Annotated in this window: 11 protein-coding genes, 2 tRNA genes, 2 rRNA genes and 2 pseudogenes (1 of these 17 running past the window's edge); 4 read left to right on the top strand and 13 right to left on the bottom strand. The window is 43.2% G+C overall.

Translation table 11 applies throughout. The features are described 5' to 3' along the window. The 4 genes from CDC33_RS19005 to CDC33_RS18990 form a co-directional block, all read right to left on the bottom strand. Positions 1-854, bottom strand: a 23S ribosomal RNA gene (locus CDC33_RS19005) (it extends 2,037 nt beyond the left edge of the window). Between the two features lie 251 nt (positions 855-1,105). Beyond that, a tRNA-Ala gene (locus CDC33_RS19000) sits at positions 1,106-1,178 on the bottom strand. A 157-nt stretch (positions 1,179-1,335) separates the two neighbouring features. Then, positions 1,336-1,409, bottom strand: a tRNA-Ile gene (locus tag CDC33_RS18995). Positions 1,410-1,539: 130 nt separating this feature from the next. Beyond that, a 16S ribosomal RNA gene (locus tag CDC33_RS18990) occupies positions 1,540-3,028 on the bottom strand. The 16S and 23S rRNA genes sit together here with 2 tRNA genes alongside, the layout of an rRNA operon. A gap of 1,312 nt (positions 3,029-4,340) precedes the next feature. Between CDC33_RS18990 and CDC33_RS18985 the strand changes: the two are divergent. After that, positions 4,341-4,655 (top strand): annotated as a pseudogene (locus CDC33_RS18985) (transposase); the annotation flags it as partial. An 87-nt stretch (positions 4,656-4,742) separates the two neighbouring features. Continuing rightward, positions 4,743-4,865 carry an alpha/beta fold hydrolase gene (locus CDC33_RS41315; RefSeq protein WP_280524422.1) on the top strand — a complete coding sequence of 41 codons (123 nt, stop codon included), beginning with the start codon at positions 4,743-4,745 and terminating at the stop codon, positions 4,863-4,865. A gap of 155 nt (positions 4,866-5,020) precedes the next feature. Here CDC33_RS41315 and CDC33_RS18975 read toward each other — a convergent pair whose 3' ends face one another. From CDC33_RS18975 to CDC33_RS18955, 5 genes and pseudogenes are all read right to left on the bottom strand, one after another. Then, positions 5,021-5,353, bottom strand: coding sequence for a hypothetical protein (locus tag CDC33_RS18975; protein ID WP_181374074.1), 333 nt, complete (start codon positions 5,351-5,353; stop codon positions 5,021-5,023). Between the two features lie 74 nt (positions 5,354-5,427). Beyond that, positions 5,428-6,957: a glycosyltransferase gene (locus tag CDC33_RS18970; RefSeq protein WP_109009805.1), complete on the bottom strand. Its 1,530-nt coding sequence runs from the start codon at positions 6,955-6,957 to the stop codon at positions 5,428-5,430. Positions 6,958-7,471: 514 nt separating this feature from the next. Continuing rightward, positions 7,472-8,302 carry a LysM peptidoglycan-binding domain-containing protein gene (locus CDC33_RS18965; protein ID WP_244919279.1) on the bottom strand — a complete coding sequence of 277 codons (831 nt, stop codon included), beginning with the start codon at positions 8,300-8,302 and terminating at the stop codon, positions 7,472-7,474. A 362-nt stretch (positions 8,303-8,664) separates the two neighbouring features. Further along, entirely contained in the window at positions 8,665-8,955 is a 291-nt protein-coding gene (locus CDC33_RS18960) for a hypothetical protein (protein ID WP_109009801.1), read from the bottom strand. 569 nt (positions 8,956-9,524) lie between these two features. Then, positions 9,525-10,325: pseudogene (locus tag CDC33_RS18955) on the bottom strand (condensation domain-containing protein); the annotation flags it as partial. A gap of 538 nt (positions 10,326-10,863) precedes the next feature. Here CDC33_RS18955 and glgX point away from each other — a divergent pair. After that, the gene (gene glgX / locus CDC33_RS18950) at positions 10,864-12,990 is read left to right on the top strand and encodes a glycogen debranching protein GlgX (protein ID WP_109009799.1); all 2,127 of its coding nucleotides are present in this window, start codon (positions 10,864-10,866) and stop codon (positions 12,988-12,990) included. A 254-nt stretch (positions 12,991-13,244) separates the two neighbouring features. Here glgX and CDC33_RS18945 read toward each other — a convergent pair whose 3' ends face one another. Then, positions 13,245-13,589, bottom strand: a complete 345-nt coding sequence (locus tag CDC33_RS18945; protein WP_181374073.1) for a rhodanese-like domain-containing protein — start codon at positions 13,587-13,589, stop codon at positions 13,245-13,247. 246 nt (positions 13,590-13,835) lie between these two features. Between CDC33_RS18945 and CDC33_RS18940 the strand changes: the two genes are divergently transcribed. Next, positions 13,836-14,213, top strand: coding sequence for a hypothetical protein (locus CDC33_RS18940; RefSeq protein ID WP_109009795.1), 378 nt, complete (start codon positions 13,836-13,838; stop codon positions 14,211-14,213). A gap of 66 nt (positions 14,214-14,279) precedes the next feature. Here the strand turns inward: CDC33_RS18940 and CDC33_RS18935 are convergent, their stop codons facing one another. The 3 genes from CDC33_RS18935 to gap all read right to left on the bottom strand — a co-directional run bounded on the left by CDC33_RS18935 (position 14,280) and on the right by gap (position 18,295). Further along, on the bottom strand, positions 14,280-15,284 hold the full coding sequence (locus CDC33_RS18935) for a transaldolase (RefSeq protein WP_109009794.1): 1,005 nt from the start codon (positions 15,282-15,284) through the stop codon (positions 14,280-14,282). 239 nt (positions 15,285-15,523) lie between these two features. Further along, positions 15,524-16,954 carry a pyruvate kinase gene (gene pyk / locus CDC33_RS18930; RefSeq protein ID WP_109009792.1) on the bottom strand — a complete coding sequence of 477 codons (1,431 nt, stop codon included), beginning with the start codon at positions 16,952-16,954 and terminating at the stop codon, positions 15,524-15,526. 297 nt (positions 16,955-17,251) lie between these two features. After that, positions 17,252-18,295 carry a type I glyceraldehyde-3-phosphate dehydrogenase gene (gap, locus tag CDC33_RS18925; protein WP_109009790.1) on the bottom strand — a complete coding sequence of 348 codons (1,044 nt, stop codon included), beginning with the start codon at positions 18,293-18,295 and terminating at the stop codon, positions 17,252-17,254. Positions 18,296-18,378: the final 83 nt, after the last annotated feature.

Genomic DNA, 18,378 nt, shown 5'->3' with positions numbered 1-18,378 from the left:
CCTAAACACATTTCGGGGAGAACCAGCTAGCTCCTGGTTCGATTGGCATTTCACCCCTAACCACAGCTCATCCGCTGATTTTTCAACATCAGTCGGTGCGGACCTCCACTTGGTGTTACCCAAGCTTCATCCTGGCCATGGTTAGATCACCAGGGTTCGGGTCTATAAACACTGATTATCGCCCTTTTCAGACTCGGTTTCCCTTTGGCTCCAGCATTCTCGCTTTAACCTACCAGTGCCTATAAGTCGCCGGCTCATTCTTCAACAGGCACGCGGTCAGACTTTTAAATAGTCCTCCCACTGCTTGTAAGCTAACGGTTTCATGTTCTATTTCACTCCCCTTCCGGGGTTCTTTTCACCTTTCCCTCGCGGTACTGGTTCACTATCGGTCACACAGTAGTATTTAGCCTTACGAGGTGGTCCTCGCTGATTCACATGGGATTCCTCGTGCCCCATGCTACTCGGGATTGAGCTACTATCCTTTGACTTTCGACTACAGGACTTTCACCTTCTTTGGTGCAGTATTTAGCTGCTTCGTCTAGCCTCCAGATTCGATATCGCTCTCCCACTACCCCAAAAGATAAATCTTTTGGTTTAGGCTCTTCCCCTTTCGCTCACCACTACTGAGGGAATCTCTTTATTGATTTCTCTTCCTCCAGCTACTAAGATGTTTCAATTCGCTGGGTTGGCTCTTTCCTGCCTATATATTCAGCAGGTAGTATATAGGGTTGCCCCATTCGGAAATCTCCGGCTCAATGTTTGCTTCCAACTCCCCGGAGCATATCGTCGGTAACCACGTCCTTCGTCGCCTCTGTGTGCCTAGGTATCCACCGTTAGCCCTTATTAGCTTGACCACTCAAATATTTGGTCTTTTAATGACTTGCATTCACAAATAGTTAGTTCTGCTTACCTCGTCACTTCCTACTGATTTTACTCAGTACTCAGCACTCAGTACTCAGCACTCTCAATGTCTGTGTCTGCCTGCTATTTTCGCGTTACTATGCAGTTTTCAAGGTTCTGGCTGAGATACAACTCAGCAGTCTGACTCCAGTTAAGTCATGTTGCTGATTTCTCACTCTATTTTATCAATGGCAACCGCCACAGGTGGAGGTTAGCGGACTCGAACCGCTGACATCCTGCTTGCAAAGCAGGCGCTCTACCAACTGAGCTAAACCCCCAATACAGTGTTGAGTTATGAGGGCTGAGTGCTGAGTTTTTTGTTCTCATCACGCGCTTTCTCTAATTTACTCCCACTATGGTAGTTCTGAATTCCTACTTCTCAATACTAAGTTTTTTACTCAGCACTCAGCACTCGGTACTCAGCACTCCTTTAGGTGGGCCATCCTGGACTCGAACCAGGGACCTCACCCTTATCAGGGGTGCGCTCTAACCACCTGAGCTAATAGCCCATAAAGAACCTTCATCATAGTTTGAAAGCGTTCATCTTGCAAATATCTGCGACCGACCTAGGTATAGACCAACTTACTATCTATAAAACTAGTGTGTTTTTCGATATGTAAGGGGTGTAGGTCTCCCTAAAAAGGAGGTGATCCAGCCACACCTTCCGGTACGGCTACCTTGTTACGACTTCACCCCAGTCACCAGTCCTGCCTTAGGCATCCTCCTCTTTTGACAGTTGGAGTAATGACTTCGGGCACTACCAGCTTCCATGGTGTGACGGGCGGTGTGTACAAGGCCCGGGAACGAATTCACTGCAGTATGCTGACCTGCAATTACTAGCGATTCCTCCTTCACGCAGGCGAGTTGCAGCCTGCGATCTGAACTGAGCTCCGGTTTCCGGGATTTGCTTGCGGTCGCCCGCTTGCTGCCCTCTGTCCGGAGCATTGTAGTACGTGTGTAGCCCAAGGCGTAAGGGGCATGCTGACTTGACGTCATCCCCACCTTCCTCCGGTTTGTCACCGGCAGTCTCTCTAGAGTGCCCAACTTAATGCTGGCAACTAAAAACGAGGGTTGCGCTCGTTGCGGGACTTAACCCAACATCTCACGACACGAGCTGACGACAGCCATGCACCACCTGTGTTCGCGCTCCCGAAGGCACTCTTCCCTTTCGAGAAGATTCGCGACATGTCAAGCCTTGGTAAGGTTCTTCGCGTTGCATCGAATTAAACCACATACTCCACCGCTTGTGCGGGCCCCCGTCAATTCCTTTGAGTTTCACCGTTGCCGGCGTACTCCCCAGGCGGGATACTTAACGCGTTAGCTACGGCACGGCTCGGGTCGATACAAGCCACGCCTAGTATCCATCGTTTACGGCTAGGACTACTGGGGTATCTAATCCCATTCGCTCCCCTAGCTTTCGTCCCTCAGTGTCAGTTACGGCCTAGCAGAGCGCCTTCGCCACCGGTGTTCTTCCTGATCTCTACGCATTTCACCGCTACACCAGGAATTCCCTCTGCCCCGAACGTACTCTAGCCGTGTAGTTTCCACTGCTCTTATCTAGTTGAGCTAGACTCTTTAACAGCAGACTTACACAGCCACCTGCGGACGCTTTACGCCCAATCATTCCGGATAACGCTTGCATCCTCCGTATTACCGCGGCTGCTGGCACGGAGTTAGCCGATGCTTATTCCTCAGGTACCGTCATTTTTTTCTTCCCTGAGAAAAGAGGTTTACGACCCAAGAGCCTTCCTCCCTCACGCGGTATTGCTCCGTCAGGCTTTCGCCCATTGCGGAAAATTCCCCACTGCTGCCTCCCGTAGGAGTCTGGGCCGTGTCTCAGTCCCAGTGTGGCTGATCGTCCTCTCAGACCAGCTACTGATCGTCGCCTAGGTGCGCCTTTACCACACCTACTAGCTAATCAGACGCGAGCTCATCTCCAGGCAATTAATCTTTCACCTTTCGGCACATCCGGTATTAGCCACCGTTTCCAGTGGTTGTCCCAGACCTGAAGCCAGATTCTCACGCGTTACTCACCCGTCCGCCACTGTGCCCTAAAGCACCGTTCGACTTGCATGTGTTAAGCATACCGCCAGCGTTCATCCTGAGCCAGGATCAAACTCTCCGTTTTGAAATGGAAAGCTTTTGAACTCAATACATTTAGCTGCTCTTTTTTAACTTCAGCTTAGTTATCATTTTCTTGAGGCAAACTACTTGCTGTCTTTTCGCTTTCAAACTATAATATTTTCAAGGTTCGGTTCCCTGAATAACGTCGCTCTTTTGCGCTCCGCTTCAGGCACTTATTCAATATAGCGAACCCAACTCTTTGTGTCAACTATTTTTCCAAAATATTTTTGGAACTACTTCACAGTCCCCTTGAAACTCCCCACACTGCCCGGTTCTAGGCAACAATGGTTGATACACTGTGATGAACATACAAGGGGGAAGTGTGAATTTTCAATCCGTAATAGCTTTGTTGCATCAGCACTACTTGATAATGGATTTTGGCTTCTTGTGTAGTTAAAACATACTTTTCCTGGCTTCAGTTAGGATATCGAACCGCTTAAATCCGTAGATGCCCATATCGCGTAAGTCCTAGTGTTTTTCTTTGCTGCTAGACACTCTATCAGTAAACCAAAAAGTTTTTTAGAAGCAAAACCCAAGCAAACATTTCAGCCAAAGCCAGGGATATCACAAAACAACGTTTTGTTGAGCATTTCAGACGATCACTCTAGTTATCTTTAAGCGATCGCTCTAAGATCCTTCTAAAACCAATGGTCAATACTCCTGATTAACGATGGCTGAAACCCTTATTATTACGTTGGTTTTCAAAAGTTTGTGGTTTACTGTCTATATACTTGCTCAAATACTTGATAAATAGTTGTGTTGGCAAGCTCTCAAGACTTGAGATAACGCTTGTCGGCTTACAGACATTGCCTCAACACACAACAATCCTTCCACTTTCAGACAGCACAGGACATTTGTTAAATGCCGTATTTGTCGATACGCTAGGCTCAAGACTATTGCAGCCATCACAGTTAGCGTTCTACTTGATGGCTACTTAAGAAAACCCCAATTGCAGACTACAATTGTCTCACTCATCTTTATATTTCCCGACATTCTAATATTATTAGTGAGATAGGCTTTTGGTATCTTATCTTTCTCTACTAGTCCCTAACGCCTCTTGGTCTCTTCGTTTAAGGAAGATAACTTGATCCGCCGACTTTCACGTGATAATGGTATTAAAACTGGCGCTTGATTTTGACGATCGCTTTCTTTAAAGCTTTCCACTATCTTAGATATTTGTGCAATTGTCGGTGCTTCAAATACGCTACGCAAAGGTAACTCGACATGCAAGCCCGGATTTCTCACCAACTCGTAAAAAAATGGGGATAAAAACTGCTAAGATGTATATATGGTAAATATTTCAGTAGTTCTAAAGGATGATTCAACCAGCAACGCGATCGATACCAAAACAGTTCAAATTTGAACAGCCAAAATCACTCCCAATCGTAGTAAATTTCACTGGGGGACAGGTAACATCCGATGCTGGGTTAGGCTTAATTGCGGAACTAGACCGAAAATTGCAGATAACATCACGATTAGCTCTATGTTTCCAAGATTACCGTCAAATCAACCGAATGTTGCATCCAATAGAAGACTTAATTGCACAACGGATATACGGGTTAGTCATGGGATATGAAGATTTGAATGACCATGAAGAATTACGTCATGATCCAATGTTTGCGTTAGCATTACAAAGCTCATGATATTCATGCCTCATAATTTTCTACTTGTATGGCTGGTTCAACTGCTGTCTGTTGGGCTACTTGGCGAGCGATCGCATGAAAGCAGAATTGCCTTATTCTGAACGAGTCACCCTAAAACCAGGTGGACACATGGCATTGATGGAACAAAACCAACAGTTTTCTGAAGCAGTCAGCACATTTTGCGCTGGCTGCTTATAACCAATTTGCAATTCGCAATGACGCTCGTTCCTCGCTAACGCTGCGCTAACGCAATTCGCAATTTGCAATGACGCTCCTACGTCGCTAACGCAATTACGTTTTGTAACGGGGATTTTACCCCGATACAAAACGTGCTGCCTGTAAAGGTAGGGGACTTAAACCCCCATTTGTTTAGCATCCATCAAAAAAAATTGCTCCAGGGTTAACGTTTCGGTGTTTCGCGCAGTCTGTAGCAACATCCGCTTTCCCTGCAAGAACTTCCGCTTTAACGTTTCGGTGTTTCGCGCAGTCTGTAGCAACATCCGCTTTCCCTGCAAGAACTTCCGCTTTAACGTTTCGGTGTTTCGCGCAGTCTGTAGCAACATCCGCTTTTCCTGCAAGAACTTCCGCTTTAACGTTTCGGTGTTTCGCGCAGTCTGTAGCAATATCCGCTTTCCCTGCAAGAACATCTGCTTTAACGTTTCGGTGTTTCGCGCAGTCTGTAGCAATATCCGCTTTCCCTGCAAGAACTTCCACTTTTTTTGTAGCAACTTCTGCTTTGACCTTAGTTTTGCACTCTCATTTAACCCGCATTTATTAATACCTTTTGATTACTTCCAAAGTAAAGGTCGCCCAATTCTTCCAAAAAAACATCGGTCTGCGATTCTGGATTACGGAAGTAGGCATGAATGGGAAGGAGTTCAGCACGAGGGCGGGTTTCCGGTGAAGACAGAATCTGCTCAAGCAAAGTCAGATAGTTTTCAGCAGTAGATTCCCAAGTGTACTTCTTTAGCACCCGTTGCTGACCAGCTTGGGCAAAATACTCCCACTCCTGAGCATTACATAGCAACCGCTCTAAGCCGCGTGCAATATCAGCAGTATCTTCTGGGTCAACGAGTACGCCATATTCCTTATCTCCCTGTCGGAAGCTCTCGCTGGGGCCACCATTCTTAGTTGCTACCACTGGTAAACCTGCAACTGCCGCTTCTAAGGGAGCAAGCCCAAAAGGTTCATAAAGTGCGGTCAGCGCAAATACTGAGCGGCGTTTAACCAAAAACCGATAGGTTGCTGCCAGTGACTCTTGAGACTGATCTGACAAGCCAAAGGCACTCACCTTGCCCCACAAGTCTTTTTCTTTGACCACTTCCCGAATGGGAGCTAATACCTCTTCAGCTATGCCGTCACTAGCTTCCTCTCGCAAAGGATCGTCCAGTCCCCCTGTAATTAGCACCAAGTTAGCTCGTTCCTGAAGTGTTGGACTCATTGCGAAGGCTTGCACTAGCCCCAATATGTTTTTTTTAAGCTCTAATCGACTGGATGCTACAATAACGGGCAAATCTCGACGGGTTTCTGCAATGTCCCGTGCCAATCGCTCCTGAATGTGTTGGTAGGTAGCTTCCTCATTTTCGGAACGTGCCTTTGCACCGAAAATCGAGAAATCCGCTCCCGGTAGAATTATTGCAAAGCGATTGTCATTGTTTACATCCACTGCACCACTATAGACTCGATGAGAATACTGTTCAAAGCGTTCTTGTCGTGTACTAGTGATATTAATAGCGGAGCGATTCATGCTCAGGCGTTCGGCTAAAATGCGATATCTGAAATTAAATTGCTCATCTATTTCCGTGAGATTTTCTGAGGTGACTTCTAGTTTATCCATCTTTTGAGCGCCGAGAGAATGAGCAGTAAAGGTAAAAGGTATGCCTGTCTCCTCTTCAATTAGAACGCCACAAAGTCCTCCATCGCCGTAGTGAGCAGTCATAGCATCGGGTAAGCCACCTTGCTCTTGATAAAATTTCAAGATGTTGGGTACCCAATCAGCAACCAGATGAGGCCATAACAACTCTTTAGGGAGAAATTCTTTTGGCCCAGCAGGTAAGCGGATAATGCGGACGTTATCGACCCCTGGATATGTCTCAAATGTTTCAGCAAACTCTGGCCATTCTGGGTCAATAATTTGACGGGTGAGAATATCAACTTTATGACCCATTTGAGCTATGGCTAGGGCAACTTGCTTAACGTAGATCAGCTGACCCCCAAAATCTGGGTGTTTCGTTATGTGACTATTGGCTGAATCAAAATTGCCTTGAGGGTTGAGAAATCCAATGTGCATCGCCCACTTCCTAATACAGGTTGATTTCCACTAGAGATTTTGCTGGTAGCATAACAGCTTAGTGAGCTTGTTAAAAACTCCCAAGGCTGAAAAACGCAGGCAGTGAGACTGTATATAAATGCCATCAAAAAGTAAGCCAAAGGGCTTTTATTGATTCCCTTTAGCTGAAACCCAGCCAGTTCGTATTTTCCTAATGTTTAAGTTAATCGCTACTGCGGCTGGCGCATATATACCTGATGACATAAATAGCAAGGTAACTTTTAAGAAACAAGGTAGGAAGTGGTAAGCTGTAGTCAAAAGTCAAAAATTTTGAGAACTGAACTGGACATGCGCCTTGCAACGCATCCGGCGATAAACTTGTCATAAACTAGTAGTCTGTCAAGCTAGTTTTGAGGGTTTGTAGTAAGCACTTTAGTGCGTAGAAAACAAGGGCTAAAATCCTTACCACTAAATTCAAAACTGACAGACTACTAGGGATTGTCACAGAATGTATTTGGTAAGACCTCTGTTTTGCTTAATCGAACGGAGTTTGGAATCCGCCAAATTCTCTTAAATAAGTGAGAATAGAAGTGCCATTTTCATCTTGAGAAACCTGGTTATTCAGCAGCAGTTGGACAACGCCTCCTTCCCCACGCAGATGAGCAGCTGCTAGAATTCCAGATATTGTGATGACTACTCCTCCTCGTTGTTGTCCGATAAATTGTCTTACGGAGAGTCCATTCTGTCCAAGTTGACTGTTGATTCGACTTAAGTTCAATGCGAAAGCTTCTTGAATAGCCGTTTCTTGCACATTATTCTGATTATTTAAAAAATCTTGCTTGCTATTAACACCATTTTTTCCTGTCCACGTACCCTGCCACTCATTTCTACTAGCACCATTGCCATAATAAAAATTAGCTCGATAGTATCCAAGATCAATTAATAGAGCTTCACCAAATTGATACTTGCCAATAAAACCCAACTGGTTCTCAATATTATAAGGTGGATTTTCTTGCCCTGTTTCTCTTCGTCCTAGGGCTAGTAGCATATCCTGGAAACTACCCCTGCTAGCAACACTATTGGGCTGAGACTGATTAGCTTCAGGTATAACAAGTACCATTCCAGCCTGGAGTTGAGTAGGATCAGGCCCAATTACAGACCTATTAGCTTCATAAATTTTTCTCCACGAAGCTTCACTACCATCACCATAAAATCTCTCAGCAATATTTGATAAAAAATCACCAGGTGCAACTGTATATTGAGTTATATTTCTCTGCTGTGCTTGTGCAGCATAATCATTTTTTTGGAAAATAAGATTGCTCAATTCAGGTAATAAAAATGATGCAGTTAAAGATGAAAAAATCACTATTCCTATAGCAGGAAAATTCTTGATTGTGTGTGTGAATGTTTTGGTTTTGAGGAATGAAGTCATAGGATTTTGTAGCGAATAGGTTTGCGATTTCTGCGAATGTAACTTTGGAACGTGAGATTTTATGTTGAGTACAAGAAGGAAATTAAGTTAATTGGTTGTTTTTGTTACTTATATTTTGAAATAACTACAAGCCCAATTAACTTATCCACTTGTGTAACTCAAATAAAAGCCAAATGATGGAAATTGTGTAGCGTAACTATTGTTACGGACATGGTGAGTTTTAGTCATTTAAACCCATATTTACAACCGATCTTTTTACATGTAGTAAAAAATTAGAATGTTTATACTGCCAAAAACTAGCTTAGAGGCAATAGTAAACCATTATCACTACTTGCATACATAGCTTTATCTACCAAATTTTGCCAATCCTCCTCTAATTGTCGAGCATTTTCTTTAGACTTAGCACCTGGCCACAGTTCTTGATTTTTTTCGTCTTGATAAAAATCTCGCCATGCAGTCTCAGCTTTTTCACCCTTTAATCCATTAGATACAAACTTTTCAAATTTTGTGTGTGCTTCTTGATTAGGAAAATTTAGCTTGCTTTCCAAAGTAAGCTTGCAATTTTCTACAACTTTTTTGCGTAACAAATCAATTTCTGCTCTATTGATTCTTCAGGCTCTTTACATTAACTATATTTATCAAAATTAAACTAGAATACAATAGGAAAAAGTCAGGTAAATATTTTATATAAAATTGGGTATACAATTCATCAAAGAATAAAAAATCAGGATTTATAGGTGAAAAATTAAAAAAATAGGAATAAATCAGGTTGAAATAGTTTCCTGCTTCAATAGAGGCGAGAGTCGTGCAGGCACGATTTTTGCCGGAATGGGAAAAGCGATCGCCGTGGGTGTATGAGTTCAGCTTTATGAATTACTATATTAATTCACCCTTATTTTAAAGTTTGTGTTTTCTCAATACAGCCTCTTAATTGTGCGGCGAGAACCTGAATATGTGGTTTTCTCAGCATGGTTAGGTGATTGCCAGGAATATGATGAATTTCAGTTCCTCGCACAGCTAGCTGATCCCAACCCATACTTGGTTCTCCCTCAGCGACGTTTAACTGAACTTTTGTCCTGAAAAGATTAATTCGCTTAGGGTAAACTTGCGGAACATACTTGAGAACTGCTTGGCTATTGGTTTCCAAGTCTCGCCACAAATGGAACTCTAAATCAAGCTTTGCAATTTTACTGTCGAAGTCGAATAACGAAAGCTTTAACCCAGGTAACTCTAGTGCTTCAATGGGAGTATTTTGCAGACTAAATACGACCTGAAATAAAGGATGGCGGCTCAAATCTCGCTCTGGGTGAAGTTCTTCCACCAGCTTTTCAAAGGGCAAATCTTGATGGCTGTATGCTCCTAATGTTACCTCTCGCACTCGATTTAGTAATTCTTGAAACGTCGGGTTCCCTGATAAATCGCTACGTAACACCAAACTATTGACAAAAAAACCAATCAACCCTTCTAGTTCGCTACGGTTACGATTAGCGATCGCTGAACCTACTACAATATCCTCTTGCTGCGTGTAGCGATAGAGCAAAGTCTGAAACGCTGCAAGCATTGTCATGAACAAGGTTACATCTTCTTGGTAGCTAAGTGCCTCTAGCGCTTGAGTTAAGGAATGTGGTAGTTCTAAAAATTGTTTTGCACCCTTATAGGTTGGAACTGCTGGTCTTACTCGGTCGGTGGGGAGATTCAGCACCGAAATCCCGTCTAATTGCTTTTGCCAGTAAGCTAACTGCGTTTGTAAAGGCGAACAGCCGTTTTCCCCCACTGCTTGCAGCCACTCTCGTTGCCATTGGGCGAAATCTGCATACTGAATGGGTAACTCTGGCAGAAGCGTAGACATCAAACATCGCTTATCTTCTACAAAAGCTTTGTATAATACTCCCAATTCTCTAATCAGCACCCCAATTGACCAGCCATCGGCAACAATGTGATGTAGATTTAGCAAAAGACTACGAAGACAGAGGGCTGATGTAGTAAAGTTATTTTTTCCACAACGAGAATGCTTCGCTTAAAGCAACCTATGTTTGACATCTTATCACTGTAGATCATGCCTACTACTACATATAAATGCTACAACAAGAAGTCAATAAAAAAATTGGTATTGTAGTTTCACAAAAGATGTTTTAAGTAAATATATACGTTGGTATAAATAAATTTATTCATTTTGGTAGATATAGATATTTGTTGTTTTTTGTAAAGTAATGAAGCTAAAAAATTTGCAAATAAACTTATTAATAAATTTATGAGTTTAGTAGTAAAAAAAGATGAGCCAAATATTTTCAGTTAAAAATATAAAATTTTTATTATTGCCTCAAAATGAAATAAGTTATTTTTATCCATTTTTAAAAAGTTTTCAGGAGAAAATAGTAATATCTAGTTAATTCAAATTTATTAACCTAAACTTTTAAATTAACTTATAAAAATTACTATTAAACACATCTTAAAAGTGCTTACTAACACTAAAATTACCTTTTGGTATTTCACTTATGTATATAGCTGTATGGCCTGGGAATGTATATCCCTTGGGTGCTACTTGGGATGGCAAAGGTACTAACTTTGCTTTGTTTTCTGAAAATGCAACAAGTGTAGAACTTTGTTTATTTGATGCTGATAATGATGAAATTCGCTTGCCTTTAACAGAAAAAAATAATTTTGTTTGGCACGCTTATCTACCAGGAGTGGGGCCTGGACAACGCTATGGATTTAGAGTACATGGCCCTTGGGCCCCAGAACTTGGCCATCGATTTAACCCTAATAAACTACTAATTGATCCCTATGCTAAGGCAATTGATGGGGAAATTATCGATAATCCAGCTAATTTTGGCTACTCTTTAGATGCACCAGAACAAGACCTAGCTTTTTCTGATTTAGATAATGCCGAAATTATGCCAAAGTGTATTGTTGTCGATCAGTCTTTTGATTGGGGAGACGACAAACTACTTTCTATACCGTGGCACGAAACTATTATTTATGAAACTCACGTTAAAGGCTTTACTAAGTTACACCCAGAAATTCCAGAAGAATTACGTGGTACTTATGCAGGATTAGCACATCCAGCCGCAATTCAATATCTCCAACAACTAGGAATCACATCTGTGGAATTGATGCCTGTGCATCACTTTTTATCTTCTCCAGGATTTCTGGTGGATAAAGGACTCAAAAACTATTGGGGTTACGATTCCATTAATTATTTGACACCCTACTCCGGTTACAGTGCTAGTGGCTCACTCGGACAACAAGTTACCGAGTTTAAGCAGATGGTTAAGGACTTACACGCTGCTGGCATTGAAGTAATTTTAGATGTAGTTTATAACCACACTGGCGAAGGCAATCATTTAGGGCCAACATTATCACTGCGAGGCATCGATAATGCCGTGTACTATCGCTTGGTCAAAGATAATTCCCGTTACTACATGGACTTCACAGGCTGCGGCAACTCTCTAAATGTGCGTCATGCTCAAGTTTTGAAGTTAATCATGGATAGCTTGCGCTATTGGGTAACAGAAATGCATGTTGATGGCTTTCGATTTGATTTAGCTTCGGCATTAGCGCGAGAACTATATGAAGTAGATAATCTCGCAGCTTTTTTTGATATTATTCATCAAGATCCAGTTCTGGCAGATGTGAAGCTGATTGCTGAACCTTGGGATTTGGGAGAAGGCGGTTATCAAGTTGGCAATTTTCCTTTACGTTGGTCTGAATGGAATGGCAGATATCGTGATACTGTCCGGGATTTTTGGCGTGGTGAGGATGATAGCCTGGGGCAATTTGCTTATTGTTTTACCGGTAGCCCTGACCTTTACCAAGCAAACGGGCGTAATCCCAGTGCTAGTATTAATTTCATCACTGCCCATGATGGCTTTACGCTCAATGATTTGGTCAGCTACAACGAAAAGCATAATCAGGCTAACGGCGAAGATAGCCGGGATGGGGAAAGCCATAACCGTTCTTGGAATTGCGGTGTAGAAGGAGAAACCGATGACCCAGACGTAATCCGCTTAAGGGAACGTCAGCGACGCAACTTTTTAGCAACTTTAATGCTGTCTCAAGGCGTACCCATGCTACTAGCAGGAGATGAAATTGGTTGCACCCAGAAGGGTAATAACAATGCTTACTGCCAAGATAATGAAATTTCCTGGCGTGATTGGAGTTTACAAAAATCTAATTCTGAACTACTAGATTTTAGCCGCGAACTGATTGATTTTCGTCATAAGCATCCAGTATTTAGACGGCGTAAGTGGTTTCAAGGTCGTCCTATTCACGGTTTTGGTATCAATGATATTGGTTGGTTTAATGCCGATGGTAGCGAAATGACTGAAAAGCAGTGGCTAGTTAGTTATGCCAAAGCTATGGAAATTTTCTTGAATGGCGAGGGCATTCTTACTCCTGGCCCCCGTGGTGAACGGATTATTGATGAAAGCTTTTTGCTATTTTTTAATGCTCACTACGAAACGCTTGAGTTTGCTTTACCCAATGTTTTCCAAGATAGGGAATGGGAAATAGTTATTGACACCAATGAATCTCGCTTCCTTAGCCCAGGAAAATTGATTATGGGTGAGCAAACTGTACCAGTTACAGACCGTTCTATCATGGTGTTACGTCGTCTTGCTTAGTAGCAGAAAATATCAAGTGTTATAACGGTTCTTCCTTCGTTCTAGACAGAAACCGCCCACAACTGAAGTTCTTTGGCTTTTAGCTAAAGTCCGTTTTAACGAACTATAACCTTTTATCAGTCGTCTTTAGACGACTTTCGCCATTAGACTCAGAATGAATTCTGAGGCAGACTAGATGAGAATAAAATAATCTTGGATTTAGGACTGCTATATCAATATGTCTAGGAATGGTGGGTTTTGAAGAATATAGCGCCCTACTTTAGCCTCGCCATGCTTGTGCTGGAGTCTGAGGTGACTATGAAGCGATCGCTTCTGATAAATTTGGCGCTACGGTAGCCAACGGCGCAGTACACGACTATTGGTCTATCTTTTGAAAGTGTTGAAAGTGCTGCTAAGTCAGATGTAACAGCGTCTATCTGCGCTGCTGTCTCAATATGGCTTACCGCATACTCTATCTGACTTCGGGCATCTAGCACTAATGGCCGCGGCTTTGCAGAATCTAATAGTAATTGAGCTAATTCTTTGCTTGTAATTTCTTTAACATTAGGAAACTGCAATTTAATTAGGAGTTTGATAAAGTTAAATGTAAGTAATTGCACTTGTAAAAATACTTTTTTGTTTTTATAGATAGTTTAAGTTTGATTGTATCACGAGTATAATTTGGAATAATTTTCAGGTTCTAAATGTTTTACATAGATCCCTGTAATTTTCAATCATCCATTAGGATGAAATTCTATATTCAAATTTCATTCTAAATTAAGTTTAAAAAAAGTGGATGAACGATAATTTACTGGCTTTAAGGTGTTTAATAAAGTTATTACCGAAAGTCTAGTAGAAGCAAAAACATGAAAGGTTTAAAGAAGTTATCTTCAATAGCGCTATTGCTATGTGCCTTTGTGTATCCGCCCTCATTAGCTGAAGCAAAGGATATTTCTTTAAGTAATGCTCGCAATGAACAAAGCGCTGCACCGGAGGCTAACTTAGTTGGAGATAAAACTAGAGAGTTTTTAATTGCTCAACGGCGGCCAGGACGATACCGAATGATTCGACGGCGGCAGATCATCCAACGTCGGCAGCCCTTTGGACGATACCAAAATATTCGACGACGCCAGCCTTTCGGACGATACCAAAATATTCGACGCCGACAGGAGTTTAGACAACGACAGATTATCCAACGACGGCAGCCTTACGGACGATACCAGATTATCCGCCGTCGTTATTAATGAGGACTGATGCAACTAAACTAATGGTTAGTGGTTGAACCACTAACCACTAACTATGGTTAAGTTCTAATGAGCTGCTACTACCTCTCCTTCAAGGCGAACTAGTCGGTCTGCTAAAAGTTTCTCAAGGTCTTCTAGTGCCTTGGTGAAACCTTTGATCCCCTCATCTAGTTTGTCGGTTGCCATGCGGTCGGCGGCATGCATCTTGTCATAAGTAGCTTTGTCAATGGATATCTTTTCGATTTCCAAGTTTGCTGCCTTAGCAGGGTCGAGTTTGCGTGGCAGTTCTCCAACAGTTGCTTGCAATTCAGCCAAAAGGGATGGCGAAATAGTTAGCAAATCACTACCTGCAAGTTCAGTAATTTCACCAATGTTACGGAAGCTAGCTCCCATAACTTCGGTTTTATAGCCGAATTTCTTGTAGTAGTTGTAGATTTTGGTAACGGACAAAACTCCGGGATCTTCGGTTGCTGGGTAGCTATCGCGTCCGGTATCTTTTTTGTACCAGTCGAGAATCCGGCCAACGAAGGGAGAAATTAGGGTAATGCCGGCTTCTGCACAGGCGATCGCTTGGTGAAGACCAAACAACAAGGTAAGGTTACAGTGAATACCTTCTTTTTCGAGAATTTCCGCAGCGCGAATACCTTCCCAAGTACTGGCGATTTTAATTAAAACGCGATCGCGCCCAATTCCAGCAGCTTTATACTGGGCAATTAATTCCCGTGCTTTAGTTACGGTAGCTTCGGTATCGTAAGACAAGCGAGCATCCACTTCCGTAGACACGCGACCGGGAATGATTTGCAAAATCTTTAATCCAAAAGCGACTGCCAAACGGTCAAAAGCTAGAGAAACTATCTGTGCTTGGGTGGCTCCGGCTCCAGCATCTTTCTTCGCTTGGAGTAGAGTTTGATCAACAATTCCCTGATATTCTGGCATCTGCGCCGCAGCAGTTATCAGCGAAGGATTGGTGGTGGCGTCTTGGGGTTTGAACTTTTCAATTGCCTGGATATCCCCTGTATCTGCGACTACAACAGTCACTTGTCGCAATTGTTCCAGTAAATTCTTAGACATAAAATACTCCGTGATGAATGTTACAGGATTTACTTATTCCCCACCAAATTAGTGCTGAGTGCTGAGTGCTGAGTTCTGAGTGAGAAGTTAAAAGTTCTTTATTTCCTTGTCTCCTTAGTCCCTAGCCCCCAATCACCAGTCCCCAGTCTCCAGTTCCTTCAATTCTGATTCTGGCAATTTTTCTTAATCATTGCCCAATTTTGCTTACTATCTTCAGCCACAGCCCTATTCTAAGTGCCTTATGCAGAAATTGGCTGTCCAATGGAATGCACTTTGATTAAACTAGTTGTTCCTGATTTACCAATTGGAACACCAGAGGTAATTACTACTTTATCGCCCTTATTCGCTAAACCCATGTCTACAACTGTGTTCACCACATTGGTAAACATCTCTTCGGCATTGTGGACTGGTGGGATCAGCAAAGCTTCCACACCCCAAGAAAGCGCTAGTTGACGATAAGCGGTGATGTCAGAGGTGAGGGCAATAATGGGAGAAGTCGGGCGATATTTAGACACCATTCTCGCCGTACTTCCTGAAGTCGTGTTACAGAGAATTGCTCGTGAGCCTGTTTCATAAGCGATGCGACACACGGATTCGGCTACAGATTCAGTAACGCTAAGACTACCTGCCTCATGACACCAAGCATGTTTGCTACCCTCATCTAGAGCCTGTTCTGTCCGCACGGCGATGTTGTGCATCATCTCGACGGCGGCGATGGGATATTGTCCGACAGCTGTTTCACCAGAAAGCATTACCGCATCCGTACCATCTAAGATAGAGTTGGCAACATCGGTTGCTTCGGCGCGGGTGGGATCGGGGGCGCTAATCATCGACTCTAGCATTTGGGTGGCTGTAATCACCGGCTTGCCAGCACGATTGCAACGGCGAATTATATCTTTTTGAATTAGGGGGACTTCGTGAATTGGCACTTCTACCCCTAAATCGCCACGAGCAATCATAATCGCGTCCGCAACATTCAGAATGGAGTCAAAATTCTCTACTGCTTCTGCTCTTTCGATTTTGGCAATTAAGCGGATGGAAGCACCAGCTGCTTCAATCATTCGCTTGGCGGGTTCTAAGTCTTGTGGCGATCGCACAAAGGACACCGCCACCCAGTCTACACCTAACTGAATCCCAAAGCGCAGATCCAGCAAGTCTTTTTCAGTAATTGAACTAACAGGTAAAGGAGTTTGTGGTAGGTTTACTCCCTTGTGTGTAGAAATTAACCCGCCAATTTTTACTTGGGCGCGAATGCGATCGGCATCACGAGCAGTAACAATCAACTTGACGCGACCATCATTAATCAAAATCGGTTCACCTGGTCGCACCATTGCGAACAAAGTCGGCAATGGTAAAGGTAGTTCGTCGATACTTTCACCCTTTTCTTGCAAAACAAAGGTGACTTCAGTACCAGCTTCTAAATTTAACCCTTCCGATGGTAAAGTTCCCAAACGAATCTTCGGGCCACACAGGTCTTGCATAATTGCGATCGGCTTTTGCTGCTCACTACTAATTTGTCTGAGATAGTGAGCAGTTTGGGCGTGGAATTCATAAGCGCCGTGAGAAAAATTCAGCCGCGCCACATTCATTCCAGCTTTTACCAAGGCTTGCAGCTTTTCGGGTGCAGATGTAGCTGGGCCAACAGTACAAATGATTTTGGTTCGACGCATAGGGATTAGGGGTTGAGGAGTAACCTGCAAATTTGGATGGTGTGAGCGTAGGCGTAGCCCGTCGTAGACATCGCCCAAGCCATGCAAATTAACATGTGCTTTATATCACCGATTTCCTAAGTAAAAATATTAAATGGCGTTTTGTTTTCGCGGTATTTACCATTTGACCCAAATCCCAAATTGAGTACTGGAGATTGGGGAGTGGGGAATAGGGAGTGGAGCAAGGAAGAAGTTGCAGCAAGTCTTTCCTTTCTGTCCTCCATGCCCAATGCCCTATGCCCAATTCCCAATTTTTAATCAAACCACAGCAGCTGTCGGTGCGAGTTTTTCCTTATGTGACATAGACAACATCAGGTCAATCACGCGATTCGAGTAGCCCCACTCGTTGTCATACCAGGCAATTACTTTAAAGAAGTTAGAATTCAACTCAATCCCAGCACCTGCGTCGAAGATACTAGAATGGGTATCACCTTGAAAATCTGTGGAAACTACTTCTTCATCTGTGTAACCCAAAATACCTGCCAGAGAACCTCTGGCAGCTTCCTTCATGGCAGCACAGATTTCTTTGTAACTGGTGGCTTTGGCAGTTTTGAAAGTTAAATCAACTACAGAGACATCAGGAGTCGGAACTCGTAATGCCATACCAGTTAACTTGCCCTTCAATTCTGGTAAAACCAACGCTACAGCTTTAGCTGCGCCTGTGGAGGAAGGAATAATATTCTGGCTTGCACCTCGACCACCCCGCCAGTCTTTCTTACTGGGCCCGTCTACAGTTGGTTGGGTAGCAGTCATGGCATGAACTGTAGTCATTAACCCTTCAGTTAACCCAAAGTTGTCATTGATGACCTTAGCTATGGGAGCTAGACAGTTTGTAGTGCAGCTAGCATTGGAGACAATAATATCCTTGCTGGGATCAAATAGGTGATGATTGACACCCATTAACAGGGTGGTAACTCTATCTGGATCTTTGGTGGGAGCGGAAATTACTACTCGCTTTGCACCTGCTTTCAGGTGGTTTGCGGCTCCTTCGTGGTCAGTGAAAAGTCCGGTAGCTTCCACTACATAATCTGCACCTAATTTTCCCCAAGGTAACTCTGCTGGGTTCCTCACCGACACGCAAGGAATGAAGTGCCCGTCAATGAGGATACCATCTTCCTTGGCTTCAACTTTGTGCTTTAATTTGCCGTGGGTTGAGTCGTACTTTAATAGGTAAGCGAGGTTATCTGGTGGTACTAGATCGTTGATACCTATAAATTCAATGTTGGGGTTATCGATGCCAGCGCGAAGCACAAGTCGCCCGATTCGACCGAAGCCATTGATACCAACCTTCAATTTAGTCAAGATTAAACCTACCCTTGTGGAAAGTTGAACAAAAGGAGAAAGTTAAAAGTCAAAATAGATTGCCTTTTACTCTTTACTCTATG

The organism is Nostoc commune NIES-4072 (assembly GCF_003113895.1).
In the GTDB taxonomy this organism is placed as follows: Bacteria; Cyanobacteriota; Cyanobacteriia; order Cyanobacteriales; family Nostocaceae; genus Nostoc; species Nostoc commune.
This window is presented reverse-complemented; position numbering and strand designations above follow the sequence as displayed.